Below are 16101 nucleotides of genomic sequence, written 5' to 3'. Positions count from 1 at the left end.
GGAGTGAGGTCAAAACGGCAGGATGCCGTAACAATCTGGCCATTGTAATCTCCGGTCGTGTTCGCGGTTGGCCCGCACGCGTATTGACTTCGATAAGCTCGCGGCCGGCCATTCCGCAGAAAAATTCGCGTCGTCGCTCGCAATGTCCAAGCCGGGGCGCTTCTGGAACCACCTCGCACCGCTACATTGCGGCGCGCCCCTCGCCAACGCCAAAACCCAGGACGCTCTGCACGGCTTCGATGCGCGAACTCACGTTGAGCTTTTCGAAAATGTTCTTCAGATGCCATTTGACGGTCTCGGGCGCCAGTTTCAACGATCGCCCGATTTCCTTGTTGGAAAGTCCGAGCGCAACGCAGTTGAGGATCTCCAACTCCCTGACACTCAGGATATCTGACGATGTTGTCATGACCCTGACAGACCTCGGGGGAACGGATTGGGAACCATCGCGTGCGTCGAACGCCGCGAGCAATCTGTCGGCATAGGCCATTTCCGCGGTCACCATGCTGCCCGATCCTCGGCGAAACCGTTGCAATAGTGCGCGCACGGGCTGCCCTTCATCGACGAAGCTGTTGACGATACCGATCGCACCCCCAATGCTCAGCGCGCGGCCGAGTATAGCGAGCGCCCTGTCGGTTTCCCCGCATTGTTCAAGCGCACGGGCAAGCAGAAGCGAAACGAGCGCCTCGGAGCCACGCCAGCCCATTGCGGCGACCGTATCGAGCGAGCGCTCGAGAAGCACGACAGCTTTGGCAGCGAGGCCTTCGGCCATCTGAACGCGGGCCTGCAGAATGCAATAGTACGTCCAGCTCTCGATAGCCGATCCATTCCGCCCTTCACATAGTGCTGGGACGCTCCCGCTCAGCTCGTCGGCGATCCGCTTCGCTTGCGCCAGGTTGCCGGCTTCGATCAGCAATCGCACCGCTTCGGCATCGCAGGTAAGCTTCAGACGCAACCATTGCCGGGTCAACGCGACCTGACGGCCGTCTTCGAGAACGGCCAGCGCCGAACCCGTCTCCCCGTCACGCCACAGCAGGCGTGCCGCGGCAAGTATGTGTCGCACCAGCGCACCCATCGGAGCGCTCTCCAATACGATGTTCGTGCGGCCGGCAACCATCTCCCGCGCTTTCGGCAGTTCATTGCACTCGTAGCAGATGTATGCAACACAACCGGCGATGCTCGCCACGCCAGCCGCCGAAGCCCCCAGAGCACGCTCGGCGCGCCGCAACGTCGCTTCGAACGTTCGTCTCGCCTCGGCCAGCTCGCCATGCACCAGCGCGGCGATACCATACATCGAGTCTCGCAGCAGGTCCGAGTGGTGCGGCTCGGGATTGGCTTCCGTGCGGTCTTTGACGAGGTCCCATATACGAAGGATCTGGTCGAATCTGCCCCGATAGATCAACCCGAAGAATTGCACTGTTTGCGAGTAATGCTTGACCCACGGTGCAACTGCCACACCGCACGCGTCCACCGCGCATCCCAGTTCAAGCGCACGCTCGCTGTCGTCACCGATACCGGCGACCAGTGCAGCAACCACGTTGACCTCGGCCAGCATCGCTTCGTCGATCACGCCACCATCCGCGCGATGCTTCCGGTTGAATTCGTCGACAATCGTGCCGATTTCCTTCGACGCTCGGGTGATCTGAAGCGAGAACGCAAGCGCCCATGCTTTGGCAAGGCGCAAACGCAACCGTCCACGAACGGCATCGGGCGGAAGCTTGTTGATCCAACCGAGCAGCGCGTAGGGGTCGCCGCGCTCCAGCATGTCTATTGCGCAGTTCTCCGCCCACTGCGTCGCCAGTTCGAAATCGCCGGCGGCCAGAGCATGACGGACCGCTTCGGGCCACAGACGTTGCGCCGCAAACCATTGGCATGCGCGACGATGCAGCACCGGAATCTGTTGCGGCATCTGGCGCATGAGACGCCGTCGCAGCGCATCGGATAGCACTGCGTGATAGCGAAACCAGTCTTGCCTTTCGTCCAGTGATCGGATGAAGACGTTGTGCCGTTCAAGCCAGTCGAGCTTTTCTCCGCTTTCGCCGTCTTCATCCCCCATGATCGCATCGCATACACCGGGGCTGAGCCGCTCGAGAATCGATGTGTGCAGCAGGAACGTCAGAATCGGCGGCGGCAAATGCGCGAGGACCGTATCGTTCAGGTAGCGGTCGATTCCTGAACCCGGGCCCGCCAGATTGTCGGCGAGCCTGGACGTGTCACGCATCTGACCTAACGCAAGCGAGGCCAGCTGGAGACCCGCGACCCATCCTTCGGTCGTTTCGTTCAACAGCTCGATGTGGCTTCGTTCGAGCCGCACCGTACCTGTCCGGTCGAAAAACGACTGTGCATCGTCGATCGAAAAGCGCAGATCCTCGGCGCCGATGCGCATCAGCTTCTCCGGCGTTCGAAGTTGCCCGAGCGTCAACGCGGGTTCGGCGCGCGCGCCAAGCATGACGTGCATGTTCTCAGGCGCATAGCGCAGCAGACGAGAGATCACCGCCAGCACCGGTTTCGCGGTCACACGATCGACGTCATCGAGTACGAGGAAAACGCTGCGGCCGCATCCGGCAATGCCATTCAACAGCACCGAAATGACTGTTCTGATCGGCGTCAGTGAATCGAGTTTCAGCAATTGCTGCGCTTGCCACGCGATGTCCTCCGCCACGCGGGACAGCGCCGCCACCAGATAGGCGACGAACAGTTGCGGGTCATCGTCTTCTCCGTCGAGGCTGAGCCACGCGACCGGGTGCTTTTCCTCCGACAGCGCTTCGCTCCATCCGGTCAGCAACGTGGTCTTGCCAAAGCCCGCCGGCGCCGTCACGACGACGACGCTGCCTGGTCGTCGCTCATCGAGCCTGTTGAGTAAAGCAAGCCGTTGCACGCAGCCGGACGGAATACGCGGCGCGATCATTTTGGTCTGGATCAATGACACGCTCCACTCGCGATCGGCACTGTTTGAAGAGGCTTCCATGACTATTCCCCATCCCGCCGAACCACCGCCCAAAAGGACGTCTCCATTGTCTGCACGGGGGACGTTTTATGCATACGTTGAATTGCTTTAGTACTAGACACGAATTGCTCGCTATCTTAAGTATGTGCTCGACGTATTGCGGAGTTTGCGGTTGAGCTAGCGGGCTGTGTTACGTCGCCGACGCTTTCCGCCTCTCCTGCTCCTTGCGATAAAGCACGAACTCTTCCGCCAACGCTTTTGCAACGGAAGCCCTACGCGTGATTCGAGGCGGTGTCGCGGCGTATTCAATACTCAGGTCTCGATCAGATGCAGAAACTGCCTTACCCGTGGACTGCTGCCTTCACCAAAGAAGGCTTGCGGTGTCGTGTCTTCGGCAACCACGCCGCCGTCCATAAAAACAACCCGATCCGCTACATCTCGCGCAAACCGCACTTCGTGCGTGACGATCAGCATCGTCATGCCCGCTTTGGCAACGTCGCGCATGACGGTCAGGACATCCTCCCGCAGCGCTGGATCGAGAGCAGACGTGGGCTCGTCGAAGAAGATGACCTCCGGATCCATCGCGAGCGCCCGCGCGATCGCTACGCGCTGCTTCTGACCGCCGGACAGCCGTGCCGGATATTCGTTGGCTTTTGCGGCCAGGCCAACCTGTGTCAGCAGGTGAATTGCGCGCTCCGACGCTTGCGCACGAGGGACACCCTTGACGCTGACCGGACCTTCCATCACGTTTTCCAGTGCTGTCCTGTGCGGAAAGAGGTTAAACGACTGGAACACCATCGCGGTGCGCTGGCGGATCGCGCGGATCTTCTTCTGATTCTGGCGTGACGGTTTTGACAAACCGTTGCATTCGACATCAATGCCGCATACTGTCACGCTGCCGGCATCCGGTACCTCGAGGAAGTTCAGCGAGCGCAGCAGCGTGGTCTTGCCCGACCCGGAGGGACCCATTACAACGACAACCTCGCCTTTCGATACGCTGAAATCGACGCCGCGCAAGACCTGGTTGTCGCCAAATGCCTTCGAAAGTCCACGGACTTCAATCGTCCTGATATCAGTATTCATACAAAACGCCTCGAAATGCGATTCTCGAGGACGGTCTGGACTATCGTGAGAATCTGGTTGATGCCCCAGTAGATCAGGCCGACCATCAGGAACATTTCCATGTAGCGGAAGGTGGAGGCACCGACCTGGTCGGCGACGCGGGTCAGTTCTACCACCGTAATTGTCGAAGCGAGGGATGTATCTTTGATGAGTGCAATCATGCGGCTGCCGACAGGCGGAATGGCGATGCGTAGTCCTTGGGGAAGAATAACCCGCGACATGGCTTTCCAGTAACCCATGCCCAGCGACATCGCAGCTTCCCACTGGCCCTTGTCCACCGCGTTGATGCCGGAACGGAAGTTCTCGCTCAGATACGCGGCCGAAAACAGCGTGAGCGCGAGGAGCGCGGCGGGAACCGGGTCAAGTGTCAGACCGTACCGGGGCAAACCGAAATAGATCAGCAGTATCTGCACGAGCAGCGGCGTGCCACGGAAGATGGATACATATGCAAATGCGAACGCGCGTAGTGCACCTATGCTGGAGATACGAGCCAGGGCGACCAGTAACCCTAGCGTCGAACCGAGCACAAACGACAACAAACCGAGAAAGAGTGTCATCAGCACCGCACTCTTTAACAGCGGAAGCGAGCGCATGAAAAGCTCGATCATGACTACTCCTTGTGCGCCTTCGCTTTGGTGATCGTGCCGGCCATATCGTAATCTTGCCCAACCCACTTCCTGGCAATGGCCTCGATCGTCCCGTCAGCCATCATGTCTGCAATCGCCTTATCGACCGCTGCGAGCAGGGCCGGTTGGCCTTTCTGCAAAGCCGGCGCTGATAGCTGGTAGATCAAGGGTTCGCCCACTTCCTTGACCGGTAAATGGTTGACGTTGGCGTACTTCATGCCGCCGAAGTGCGAGATGATGACTGCGTCGATACGTCCATTGCCCAGATCGCTGAAGACGAGTCCCCCGTTATCGTACGAACGGATGTCGGAGTCATGCAGGTGTGCTCGTGCCCATGTTTCATTGCTCGAGCCAGTGACCACTCCCACTCGCTTGCCTTTAAGGGTTTCCTTGCCCTTGATGTCTGTGTTGCCGGCGGGTACGAAAATGCGGAAATCCTCCACGCCGTATGGAACGCCGAAATCAACCTGTTGTTCCCTTTCAGGTGTAGGTGTGAGATCGTTCATCACAAGGTCGTACTTGCCCGTCTTCAACCCTTCCACGAAGTTCTTGAACGAATCGGCGACGAATACTACGTTCGGCACGCCAATGCGCTTGCCGACTTCCTTTGCAATTGCAACGTCATAGCCGACAGGTTGATTGTTTTCGTCAAGCATGCTCCATGGGGGACTACTCTGGGTGTTGGCCACGCGCAATGTGCCATTCGCCTTCACCTGCGCGAGAAGATCCGCTGCCTGCACAGTAGCGGGTGAACTGAATGCCGCGGAAAGCGTCACGAAACTCGCTACCGTGGCAAAGCGTCTCCATCCCTTGATTGATTTCATCTCGTACTCGCTCCTCCAGGTAAATTGAATTAAAAATCTACGCAGCGGTTGCCCGGGCGCGTCCGAATGCGTCAAGACCGGCATTCAGATCCGCAAGCAGCATCGCCGGGTCCTCCAGCCCGATCGAAAGGCGCACGACAGGCTGGTCGGTAAGCGGGAACGCACGCTCGGCCTGCAACGGGGCCGGGTAGTAGGCAGCGAGGCTATGCACGCCTCCCCAGCTCGCCCCGATGGGGAAATACTGGAGCGTATCGAAGAATGCGTTGAACGCGTCCTCCGCCGCGGGCTGGAGGATCAGGGAGAAGAGACACCCGCTGCTCGCAAAATCCCGCTTCCAGATGGCATGACCGGCATCGGACGGCAGTGCCGGGAACAGCACCTTGCTCACTTCCGGGTGACGTTCGAGTTCCCTCGCAATCTGCAGCGTTGAGGCGCTCTGGGCAGCGAAGCGGACCTTCAGGGTTTGCAGGCCGCGCATGACGAGGAAGCAGTCATCAGGGCTGGTCTGCTGGCCGAGAACGCTCTGCGTCTCGCGCAAGGTCGCGTAGTAATCCGCGTCGTTCATGCTGATGCAGCCCGCCAGTAGATCCGAATGACCACCAAAAAATTTCGTCGCGGCTTCGACGCTGAAATCCACACCATGTTCGAGCGGTTTGAAAGCGAGCGGGCTTGCCCAGGTGTTGTCCATCATCGTCAATACGCCGTGACGTTTCGCGACTTCGACGATCGCCGGAATGTCGGGCATCTCCATCGTCACCGTCCCCGGCGACTCCATGCAGATCATGCGGGTGTTGGGCTTGATGTACTTTTGAATCGCAGCCCCGATTGCCGGCGGATACAGTTCGACCTCGACGTCGAAGTGCGCCAGCCACTTATGCGCGAATGTCTTGAGCGCGCCGTAGCAGGCAGCGGACACCAGCAGGTGATCGCCGCCGCGCACGAAGCCCATCACGGTCGTCATCAGCGCGGATTGACCGGAAGGCGTCACCACGCAATGCGCGCCACCTTCGAGCTCGGCGATGCGGTGCTCCAGTTCACGAGCCGTTGGCGTTCCGGTGATGCCATAGCTGTAACCGTCCGGTTGCCGCTCCTTGCGGCGCGAAAACTCGGCCAGAGAATCGAATACAACCGTCGATGCCCGCATGACGGATGGGGACAGGCTGCGGAACGGCTGCGGCGCTTTCTGGGGATTGCTTGTCATCTTGCTCCCGGCGATGCCTCGTGGTGGATTGATGATCGAAGTTTACTTTCACCCGGGATTGCATCAACATCGGAAATAATTAGCTCGATAAGTCTAGGTTATGCGAATCAGGGATATTGAAGTGTTCAGGGCGGTCATGAACGCAGGAAGCACGAGCAAGGCGGCGGCCCTGCTCGGCATTTCGCAACCGGCTGTTAATATCCAGAAACACCCAATCTGCGGAAATCGTAGAAACGATTCGCGAAGTTGCTACGGCGCGACATCGCGTCTGACGGCGAAGGTCACCGTGCCCACGTGCATGGAAAAATTAACGACAGCACCGAAGTGCAAGCGACAGCCCTGTGACGGCGCCAATCGCAACGGAAGCGGGCAACAGAAGTGGATCGGGAAATGGAAGCGGAATAATCGCGAATGATGTCGACGGCGGCCTCAAATCTGAAGTGCAACACCGTTTCGTATAAGGTGTTGCGATGGACTCATCTCGAGCCAGAACACCTGTTATTCGAAGGCTCGCGAAATCTGCGGCAAGAACCCCGTGCGTCCGATGCAGGAGATTGCACCGCTTGCGGCCGCTGGAAGTCATCGCGACGTGCGCACGCTGACATTCCAGTGCGGAGCGGCGCCTGTCGCGCAGACAGCTCCGGTCGCAGCCCCTTCACCGATGCCTGCTGCTCCCCCCGTCGCGCGGGTTGCCGCTCCAGCACGCGTGCCGCCTCAGAAGCTGTCGTTGAACGGCGATGCAACTTTCGAACTCAATAAGGCGACGCTCACGACCGCAGCTCGTCTTCGTCTCGACGCGCTGATCAAAACTGCGGCAGGTGCGAGGTTCGACACCGTCACGGTGAATGGCTATACCGACGCGACGGCATCCAGCTCCTACAATCAGAAATTATCGACGCAGCGCGCGCAAAGCGTCGCGCAGTATCTGCAGAGCCACGGATTGAAGGCGCAGCAATTCGTTGTCAACGGACACGGCAGTGCCAATCCCGTTTCGCCGAATACGACGGCAGACGGACGCGCAAAAAACCGGCGCGTGGAGATCGTATTGAACTAATACATGAGGCAGACCTCGTCCAGTGCACACGAGATTCACTGGCGGCCTGTTGGCGCGGGCTCCGGCATCGAAAATGCAAAAAAGCCCTTGGATTGACACGTTTCTCCGATAATCATCACCAGCAACCAGGAGGTGACGATGAACACGATCCACGAGGTCTACCCCTATCTGCGCGTGCGCAACGCCGCACGGGCTATCGAGTTCTACGCGCAGGCATTCGGCGGCGTCGAGCAGTTTCGCCTGACCGAGCCAGGCGGCCGCATCGGTCATGCCGAAGTGAAGATCGGTCCCGCCACTGTGATGCTGTCCGATGAATATCCCGAGCACGACATGCTCGGACCGACCGGCGACAGCCGGCCGAGTGTGCTGCTGCATATCCACTGCGACGACGTCGACGAGCTGTTCGCACGAGCGGTTGCAGCGGGCGCAACCGTGGTCCGCCCGCTAACCGATCATTTTTATGGCGAGCGCTCGGCGACCGTGCGCGATCCATTCGGCCACGAATGGATGCTCGGCGCGCAGATCGAAGCGCTCACGCCTGAAGAGATGCAGCGCCGTTACACGGCGCTGTTCGACAGCTAGTGGATTGTTATATTGGGCTCCTCGCGCTTAATCCCCCGATGCGTGAGCTCTTTTTACATCCCGCCGAACGGCTTTTGCACCGTGAGCTTGTTGGTCACCGAAGTCACCCCCGGAACACCCTTCGCGATCTCCGCGACCTGATTGATCTGGGAAACGTCGGTGACCGTGCCGTTCAGCGTCACCGCGCCGCCTTTTGCGATGACGCTTATATTGCCGGCACTGATCTCCTTATGCTTGCCGATCGCGGCATACACCTGCCGACGCAGCGCGCGATTGGCTTTCCTCGAGCTGACGGGAGCGGCTGCGCTAGCTGACATCGCGGGTGCGCCCGAAGCTGCACTAGCCGTCTGGCCCGACTGCGACCATGCGCTGCTCGACGCGGCCAGAATCAATATGGCAATCGCCAACGCGCGTGCCTGAATGCTTTTCATCGAATACTCCAGTTGTTATAGGAGACGTAATCAGAAGTTATGGCGGATGCCGACCATGGCCGCCGTGGTGGACACGCCAGGCGCAACCGGGGCGCCATAGACGATGGTCTGGTTCATGGTCCCCCTGTTGTTGACATAACCCACCTGCGCGTAAGCCTTGGTGCGCTGCGACAGGTTGTATTCCGCGCCCACGGCGAACTCGCCCGAATGGTTCGCCGAGTTGTTCTTGTCTTTCAGGTAGTAGTACCCGGACGTGATCTTGAAACGCGTATTGAACTGGTAGCCGAGGCCCCCCGAGATCATTTCGAAGTCCGCGGTGTTGGTATGGGCCGGGTTCTTGCCGGCGCCGTACGAGGCCGACACCGAAAATCCGGCGATCGTGTACATCGCACCGAAATAGTAGAAACGGTTGTTCGCAAGCCCGGTCGCGGGGATAGCGGGCGCCGCCGGGTAGGTGATCGGGTACGGGTTGGTATCGTGGCCGTTGTAATACAACGCGGACAGATTCAGACCGTAGTTCGAATACTTGAGCACGGCCGACTCGCGCGTACCGCCCTGGAACTGACCGGCGACGCCGCCCGGCGCATACTCGAGCGCGAGCGACGCGCCATGGAATTTCGGCGAGTTGTAGACGAGCGCGTTACTGTCGTACAGCGCGCCGATCGGCGCGTTCGTGCTCGTGCCAGGCCAGCCGGCCGCCTGATTGATGCCCAGCCACGCGGTCAGAATACTGCCGAAATACTGCGCGCCGCGGACGTCGGTTTCCGCCATCGCGTAGATCATCGGAATGATCTGCCGGCCGGCGTCGAAGGTACCGAACGGCCCCGATGCGCCGACCGTCGCGAATTGGTTGAAGATCGCCGTGACGCCCGGCGTGTCGGACAGACCGAACTTGCCGTTCGTGGTGTTGAACGCACCCTGCAGCTTGAAGTTGATCTTGTAGCCGCCGCCGATGTCTTCGCTTCCCTTCATACCCCAGAAGCTCGAATAGATACCGCCGTCCTTCAGCTGATAAATTTTGCCCGTGTTCGGCGCGTGCGGCCAGAAACGTAGCGGCCGATGTGCTCTGATACAGCAGCCCCGTATCGACTACGCCATAAAGCGTCACTGACGACTGCGCATGAGCCGCGGTGGCGAAAATGGCCAACACGACAGCGCTGCTTGACTTCAACTTCATTGTGTCTCCTTCGCGTACCGGCGGTGGCGCAAAAGCCGATGCTGCGGTCGCTTCAAGTGGTTGGTGGTTTTGTGTGCGCCGGGCGTACCCGGTCGCGTTGTTGCGTGAATCGAACTACGTTGCTGCGAAAGCCGTGCGTCAGGGCAGGTAGTAGTTGCCGAATTGATCGCGTAACTGGTTCTTCAGGACCTTGCCTGTTGCGCCGATAGGCACCGTGTCGACGAACACCACTGCATCGGGAGTCCACCAGCGCGCGACCCGCCCGTTGAAGAAGGACAGCAGTTCGTCGCTGGCCAGCTCGCTGCCCGGCTTTTTCACGACCAGCAGCAGCGGCCGTTCGTCCCACTTCGGATGCCGTGCGGCGATACACACTGCCGTCGAGACTTCCGGATGCAGATAAGCGACGTTTTCGATCGCCGCCGAACTGATCCATTCGCCGCCCGACTTGATCACGTCCTTGCTGCGATCGGTGATCTGCATGAAGCCGTGCCGGTCGATCGTCGCGATGTCGCCGGTCGGAAACCAGCCGTCGCACAATGGCGACTCGACGTCGGCGCCGAAGTACTGCTGCGTGACCCAGTGACCGCGCACCTGCAGATCGCCAGCGTTCTCGCCGCCCCACGGCAATTCATTACCGTTGGAGTCGACGATCCGCATGTCGATGCCGAACAGCGCGCGTCCCTGCTTCGCCTGAACCTTGTACTGATCCTCCATCGGCAGCGACTGCTGATGCGCCTTGAAGCTGCAGACCGTGCCGATCGGGCTCAATTCGGTCATGCCCCACGCGTGCAGTACCTCCACCCGGTGGCGCTTCTGGAACGCCTCGGTCATCGCGGTCGGACACGGCGCGCCGCCGATCACCGTGCGTCGCATCGACGAGAAGGTCCCGCCCATCGCATCGACATGCGTGAGCAGTCCCTGCCACACCGTCGGCACGCCGGCCGACAGCGTCACGTGTTCCGTTTCGATCAGTTCATAGAGCGACTTGCCGTCGAGCGCCGGCCCCGGAAACACCAGCTTCGCGCCGACCATGCAGGCGATATAGGGCAGTCCCCACGCGTTCACATGAAACATCGGCACGACCGGCAGGATCACGTCGCGCGCGGAACAGTTCAGCGAATCGGGCAGCGCCGCCGCGTAGGTGTGCAGCACGGTCGAACGATGGCTATACAGCACGCCCTTCGGATTGCCGGTGGTGCCCGACGTGTAGCACAGCGACGACGCGCTGTTTTCATCGAGCAGCGGCCACTCGAAAACGTCGTCGTGCAGCTCGAGCAGATCCTCGTAGCACATCAGCATGCCGGTCAGGTCGTTCGCTTGCGGCATGTGCGCGCGATCGGTCATCGCCACGAATACTTTCGGGCTCTTCACCCGGGGCGCGACGCTCTCGATCAACGGCAGAAAGGTCAGGTCGAAGAACACGACACGATCTTCCGCATGCTCGATGATGTACGCGAGCTGGTCGACGTGCAGTCGTGGGTTCAGCGTATGCAGCACGGACCCGGAGCCCGACACCGCGAAATAGAGCTCCATGTGGCGATAGCCGTTCCACGCGAGCGTCGCGACGCGCTCGCCCTGGCCGACGCCGAGCGTCGACAGCGCGTTGGCCATACGGCGCGCGCGCTGCGCGAGGTGCCGATACGAATAACGATGGATGTCTCCTTCCACGCGTCGCGACACGATTTCCTGTTCGCCGTGATGGCGCTCCGCGTGCGTGAGCAGCGCGGAAACCAGCAGCGACTGCTGCATCATCAAGCCTTGCATCTTTCCGTCTCCTGATTGGTTGTGGCGTCTCGGGCCCGGCCTACCGGCCTTACGTTGCCGCGCTGCCGACTCGCACATGCGAGGGCGTCGCGTTCGCCTCGTCGAGACTCACCACCACCTTTGAATCCACTATTTCGACCGGGAAGGTCGTCACGCTCAATCCGCCTGTTCCCGCCATGCAGCCCGTGCGCACGTCGAAGCGCAGACCGTGCGCCGGACAGCGCAACATGCAGCCTTCCAGCTGGCCGCTCGACAGCGCGGCGCCGTTGTGCGGACATGTGTTGTCGATGGCGTGAAGCGTGCCTTCGACGTTGAACAGCACGATGCTGCGGCCGTCGATGAAGGCCAGCTTGCGCTGGCCCGGCGCGAGTTCGCCGGCAACACCCACCACGATCCGACGCGACATCCCAGACTCCTTCTGATCCGACGCGGGCCGCGTCACATCAGTACCAGGCGGCGAATCAACGTCTCCGCCATCGGCCATTCGCCAAAGCCCGAAGCAGGGTTGAGGTGCCCCACTTCGCCGAGATCGACGAGGCGGCTGCCCCAGTCCTGCGCCATCTCCTGCACCTTCTCGAACCGCGCGAGCGGATCGTTGCGGCTCGCGCCGACGATGCTCGGAAACGGCAGCGGCTTGCGCGGAATCGGCAGCCAGCCGTTCTGCTCGAGCGTATCCAGCTCCGGATAGCCCGCCGGCATCGGCGTCTCGAGGTCCGCGGGCGCCGCGAGCAGCGCACCGTGAATCTCGCGCTTGTGCTGCGCCGCCCAATGCACGGTGATCATCACGCCAGCGCTATGCGCGACCAGAATGACCGGGCCGTCGATCCGCGCGAGCGTGGCATCGAGCGCCGCGACGCGTGCCGCGCAACTGAGCTTGTCGTGTTCGAGCGGCGGCACCGACAGCGCTTTCGGCAGCCGTTGCTGCAACAGGGTTTGCCAATGCTCCGCGACGTGGTCGCGCAGACCCGGGACCATCAGAATGGTCGGTTTCAATTCGTAATTCATGGGAAGCTACCTGCTAGTTCAGTACGGCTTGTCGCCGACGATGCCGGCGCGTTCCATCTTGCGGTGGCACGGCGGGTAGTCCATCACCGCATAGTGCTGCGTGCTGCGGTTGTCCCAGATCGCGATGCTGTTCTTCTGCCAGCGCCAGCGCACCTGGTACTCGGGGATGTACGCCTGGCTGATCAGATAGCGCAGCAGATCGCCCGCGCCCGGATTCGCGTCCTGCCCGAAGCGCACTCGCTCCGGCGTATGAAAGTTCGTGAAATGGCTCGTGAAAGCGCTCACGAACAGCACCTTCTCCTCCGTTTCCGGATGCGTGCGCACGACCGGATGCTCCGCGTCCGGAAATTGCGCCTTCAGCGCGAGGCGCTTTTCGATCGGCATCGCGGCACCGAAGCTCGCCTCGATGCTGTGGCGCGCGCGCAGGTCCGCGATCTGAGCCTTTACGTACGCCGGCAGATTCTCGTAGGCGAGGACCATGTTCGCCCACATCGTGTCGCCGCCGACGGGCGGACACTCGACGCAGCGCAGCACGGCACCGAACTGCGGCGCTTCGCGCCAGGTGGCGTCGGCATGCCACGCGTTTTCGTAGCGGTCGTTGGGCTGATCCGGGGTCTTGTAGATCCGCACGAGGCCCGGATTTTCCGGATCGCTGCCCGCGACCGGATGGTCTTCCAGTTCGCCGAAGCGGCGCGCGAACGCCACGTGTTCGGCACGCGTGATGTCCTGGTCGCGCAGGAACAGCACCCGGTGCTTCAGCAGCGCCGAGCGGATTTGGGCAAACAGGCCATCGTCATGGATGGCGTGGGCGAGATTCACCCCTATCAGTTCGGCGCCGATCGAGTACGTCAGTTGTTCGACTCGCATGGCCAGCTCCTTAGATGACGAAGATCGACGAACCCGTCGTCTTGCGCGACTCCAGATCACGATGGGCCTGCGCCGCATCTTCGAGCGCATAGCGCTGATTCAACTCGATCTTGATGCGTCCCGAGGCGATGAGCCCGAAGATTTCGCCGGCAAGCTCGTCCTTCTCGGCCGGGTCGGCGATGTAGTCAGCCAGCGCCGGGCGGGTCAGATAGAGCGAGCCTTTCATAGCCAGCAGTTGCGGATTGAACGGCGGGATCGGGCCGGAGGCCGTGCCGACGCAAACCAGCAGACCGCGGCGCTTCAGCGAATCGAGCGAGGCCTCGAAGGTGTCTTTGCCGACGCTGTCGAACACGACGTTCACGCCGACGCCATCGGTCAGTTCGCGCACGCGCCTGGCGACGTCTTCGTGGCTGTAGTTGATGATGTGGTCGCAGCCGTGCGCGCGGGCCACCTCGCCCTTGGCCTCGTTCGAAACCGTGCCGATCACGGTCAGACCCAGCAGCTTCGCCCATTGCGAAACGATCAGGCCGACACCGCCGGCGGCGGCATGCAGAAGGATCGTGTCGCCCGCCTTGAAGTCGTGAATGCGGCGCATCAGATACGCGCAGGTCAACCCGCGCATGGTCATGCCGGCAGCCGTTTCGCAGTCGATCGCATCGGGCAGCCGGATCAGCGGCGCGGCCGGAATCAGGCGTTCGGTGCTGTACGCGCCGAGCGTGTTGAGGAAGCCCGTGTAAGTCACACGATCGCCCACCGCGACGTTCGTGACGTCCGGGCCAACGGCCTCGACCACGCCCGCGGCCTCCACGCCCATCCCCGCGGGCAGCGGGACCGGATACAGGCCGCTGCGAAAGTAGGTGTCGGCGAAATTGAGGCCCACTGCCTGATGGCGCAGGCGAACCTGACCGGGACCGGGGTTGCCCACTTCGACGTCCTCGTAGCGCAGCACGTCGGGACCACCGGTTTCATGAAAGCGAACTGCCTTTGCCATGTTGACTCTCCAATTCTTTACTTGATCTGCACTTTGCAGAATTCGTTGCGCCAGCGGCGCAGTTACAGGTTCCGTGCTCCGCGCCGTCCGCGCGGCACCATGCGATGTCAGCGTGCGGCCTGCTCGCGCAGCGTGTTCAGCCGATCCAGATCGCCCGAGTAGTTGCGTTTGCCGATCATGAATGCGGCGGCCGCGACGAGCGGTGCGAACGGCACCAGTTGCAACGCGCCCAGCAGTCCGATCCGATCGGCGATGATTCCCGTGAGAACAGCCGCCGGCGCGAGGCCCAGCAGGTTGTTCGCGAGCGTCAGGGTCGCAAACGCCGAGGCATGAATCGTCGGCGGCGTGAGGTTCGCCACCATCGCACCCGACGGGCCGCTCGCACCGGCGCAGAAGAACATGCCGGCGCCGATCACGACCAGTTGCCATGGCCCCGCGGGCATCCGCAAGCCGATCGCGAGCAGAACGAAACAGGCGAGGCAGAAGGCGATCGCGGCGCTCCACTTGCGTTCCCGCATGTTCTTGCTGAGCCGGTCGGCGAGGTTTCCGCACACCACCATGCCCACCCCGGTCACCAGCACGAACACCGCCGCGCACATCGCAGCCTTGCCGGTGGCCATGCCGTAATAGCGATTCAGGAAGCTCGGCATCCATGCCCACACAGCGGCGGGAACCAGCAGATGGAGGCCGCTGCCCACATAGGCGCACACCACGGACTTCGTCGAAAACAACCCCTTCATCAGCGCGCGCAGGCTCATGCACATGCCGCGCGATTGCGCCTGCCTCGTCACGCTCGCCGGCTGCAGCGGCACAAGACGCTTTTCGGTGACGACGAGGCGGTAGATCACGACCAGCACGACCCCCATCGCCGCCATGGCGCCGAATGCCGAACGCCAGCCGAGGTGAGCCGCCACCGCGCCGCCGAGCGCCATGCCCAGCACCGAGCCGAACGCGCCGCCCGCCATGAAGGTGCCGGTCAGCGTGGAGCGCAGCCGGACCGGAAAGATGCTCAGAACAACTGCGATACCGACACTGCCATAGGCCGCTTCGCCGATTCCGACAAAGGCACGTGCCAGCAGCAACTGCCCATAGTTCGCCGAGATCGCGCAGCCCACCGTCGCGAGACTCCACATCGCCGCCATCAGCACGATGCTCTTCACGCGGCCCCAGCGGTCGGCCAGAACCGACAGCGGGAACGTGAGCACACCGACCATCAGCGCGACCACGCTGCTGAGCGAACCCAGCTGCGCGTCGGACAGATGCCATGCCGCCTTGAGCGGCGGAAACACGGCATTCAACACTTGCCGCGACATATAGTCGGAAAGCAGCAATCCGACCGTCAACGCAAACACTACCCACGCATAAGCGCGCACGTCCGTCTGAGCTGCCGAAACTTCGCCCGTCGCGGGCGCTGCATGCTGAACGAGCATATTTTGTCTCCTTCCACGCTGACTCCCTGGCGGCCGCCTTGCCCGCGTGGGCCGACGACCTGTTATGGATTCAGCTATCTGCT

General features: G+C 61.5%; 16 protein-coding genes and 1 pseudogene. 4 read left to right on the top strand and 13 right to left on the bottom strand.

Going from position 1 to position 16101, the window contains the following annotated elements; all coding sequences use genetic code 11:
* Positions 1 to 181: 181 nt before the first annotated feature.
* The 5 genes from OKW30_RS27800 to metC all read right to left on the bottom strand — a co-directional run bounded on the left by OKW30_RS27800 (position 182) and on the right by metC (position 6660).
* Complete coding sequence (locus OKW30_RS27800; RefSeq protein ID WP_429348184.1) at positions 182 to 2965, bottom strand: LuxR C-terminal-related transcriptional regulator; 2784 nt, start codon at positions 2963 to 2965, stop codon at positions 182 to 184.
* A gap of 291 nt (positions 2966 to 3256) precedes the next feature.
* Positions 3257 to 4027, bottom strand: a complete 771-nt coding sequence (locus OKW30_RS27795) for an amino acid ABC transporter ATP-binding protein (protein WP_184030627.1) — start codon at positions 4025 to 4027, stop codon at positions 3257 to 3259.
* Positions 4024 to 4674, bottom strand: coding sequence for an amino acid ABC transporter permease (locus OKW30_RS27790; protein WP_090808002.1), 651 nt, complete (start codon positions 4672 to 4674; stop codon positions 4024 to 4026). The genes OKW30_RS27795 and OKW30_RS27790 overlap by 4 nt, the downstream gene beginning before the upstream one ends.
* Before the next feature lie 2 nt (positions 4675 to 4676).
* Positions 4677 to 5516: an ABC transporter substrate-binding protein gene (locus OKW30_RS27785; RefSeq protein ID WP_262421566.1), complete on the bottom strand. Its 840-nt coding sequence runs from the start codon at positions 5514 to 5516 to the stop codon at positions 4677 to 4679.
* A gap of 37 nt (positions 5517 to 5553) precedes the next feature.
* The gene (gene metC / locus OKW30_RS27780; protein WP_429349177.1) at positions 5554 to 6660 is read right to left on the bottom strand and encodes a cystathionine beta-lyase; all 1107 of its coding nucleotides are present in this window, start codon (positions 6658 to 6660) and stop codon (positions 5554 to 5556) included.
* 157 nt (positions 6661 to 6817) lie between these two features.
* On the opposite strand from metC, the gene OKW30_RS27775 reads away from it, so the two are divergent.
* The 3 genes from OKW30_RS27775 to OKW30_RS27765 all read left to right on the top strand — a co-directional run bounded on the left by OKW30_RS27775 (position 6818) and on the right by OKW30_RS27765 (position 8353).
* A complete protein-coding gene (locus OKW30_RS27775) occupies positions 6818 to 7132 on the top strand; it encodes a LysR family transcriptional regulator (RefSeq protein ID WP_429348183.1) in 315 nt (104 codons plus the stop codon).
* A gap of 129 nt (positions 7133 to 7261) precedes the next feature.
* Positions 7262 to 7771, top strand: a complete 510-nt coding sequence (locus OKW30_RS27770; RefSeq protein WP_429348182.1) for an OmpA family protein — start codon at positions 7262 to 7264, stop codon at positions 7769 to 7771.
* Between the two features lie 138 nt (positions 7772 to 7909).
* A complete protein-coding gene (locus tag OKW30_RS27765) occupies positions 7910 to 8353 on the top strand; it encodes a VOC family protein (protein ID WP_184074493.1) in 444 nt (147 codons plus the stop codon).
* Positions 8354 to 8406: 53 nt separating this feature from the next.
* Here OKW30_RS27765 and OKW30_RS27760 read toward each other — a convergent pair whose 3' ends face one another.
* Together OKW30_RS27760 and OKW30_RS27755 are read right to left on the bottom strand one after the other, a co-directional pair.
* Positions 8407 to 8784: a BON domain-containing protein gene (locus OKW30_RS27760; protein ID WP_184074491.1), complete on the bottom strand. Its 378-nt coding sequence runs from the start codon at positions 8782 to 8784 to the stop codon at positions 8407 to 8409.
* A gap of 30 nt (positions 8785 to 8814) precedes the next feature.
* Positions 8815 to 9961: pseudogene (locus OKW30_RS27755) on the bottom strand (porin).
* On the opposite strand from OKW30_RS27755, the gene OKW30_RS27750 reads away from it, so the two are divergent.
* Positions 9924 to 10112, top strand: a complete 189-nt coding sequence (locus tag OKW30_RS27750) for a hypothetical protein (RefSeq protein ID WP_429349237.1) — start codon at positions 9924 to 9926, stop codon at positions 10110 to 10112. The pseudogene OKW30_RS27755 and the gene OKW30_RS27750 sit on opposite strands and share 38 nt — an antisense overlap.
* On the opposite strand, the gene OKW30_RS27745 is transcribed toward OKW30_RS27750, so the two are convergent.
* The 6 genes from OKW30_RS27745 to OKW30_RS27720 all read right to left on the bottom strand — a co-directional run bounded on the left by OKW30_RS27745 (position 10100) and on the right by OKW30_RS27720 (position 16018).
* Complete coding sequence (locus OKW30_RS27745; RefSeq protein ID WP_184074487.1) at positions 10100 to 11725, bottom strand: 3-(methylthio)propionyl-CoA ligase; 1626 nt, start codon at positions 11723 to 11725, stop codon at positions 10100 to 10102. The two genes, OKW30_RS27750 and OKW30_RS27745, sit on opposite strands and share 13 nt — an antisense overlap.
* Before the next feature lie 49 nt (positions 11726 to 11774).
* Positions 11775 to 12131, bottom strand: a complete 357-nt coding sequence (locus tag OKW30_RS27740) for a Rieske (2Fe-2S) protein (protein WP_429348181.1) — start codon at positions 12129 to 12131, stop codon at positions 11775 to 11777.
* Positions 12132 to 12163: 32 nt separating this feature from the next.
* Positions 12164 to 12730 (bottom strand): RBBP9/YdeN family alpha/beta hydrolase, encoded by a 567-nt coding sequence (locus OKW30_RS27735; protein ID WP_184074484.1) that lies wholly within the window; start codon positions 12728 to 12730, stop codon positions 12164 to 12166.
* Positions 12731 to 12748: 18 nt separating this feature from the next.
* Entirely contained in the window at positions 12749 to 13597 is an 849-nt protein-coding gene (locus tag OKW30_RS27730; RefSeq protein ID WP_429290861.1) for a TauD/TfdA dioxygenase family protein, read from the bottom strand.
* Between the two features lie 10 nt (positions 13598 to 13607).
* Complete coding sequence (locus OKW30_RS27725) at positions 13608 to 14588, bottom strand: quinone oxidoreductase family protein (RefSeq protein WP_090809459.1); 981 nt, start codon at positions 14586 to 14588, stop codon at positions 13608 to 13610.
* Between the two features lie 107 nt (positions 14589 to 14695).
* Positions 14696 to 16018, bottom strand: a complete 1323-nt coding sequence (locus OKW30_RS27720) for an MFS transporter (RefSeq protein WP_184074478.1) — start codon at positions 16016 to 16018, stop codon at positions 14696 to 14698.
* Positions 16019 to 16101 lie beyond the last annotated feature (83 nt).

It is taken from the genome of Paraburkholderia sp. Clong3 (genome assembly GCF_050436485.1).
GTDB classification, from domain to species: Bacteria; Pseudomonadota; Gammaproteobacteria; order Burkholderiales; family Burkholderiaceae; genus Paraburkholderia; species Paraburkholderia tuberum.
This window is presented reverse-complemented; position numbering and strand designations above follow the sequence as displayed.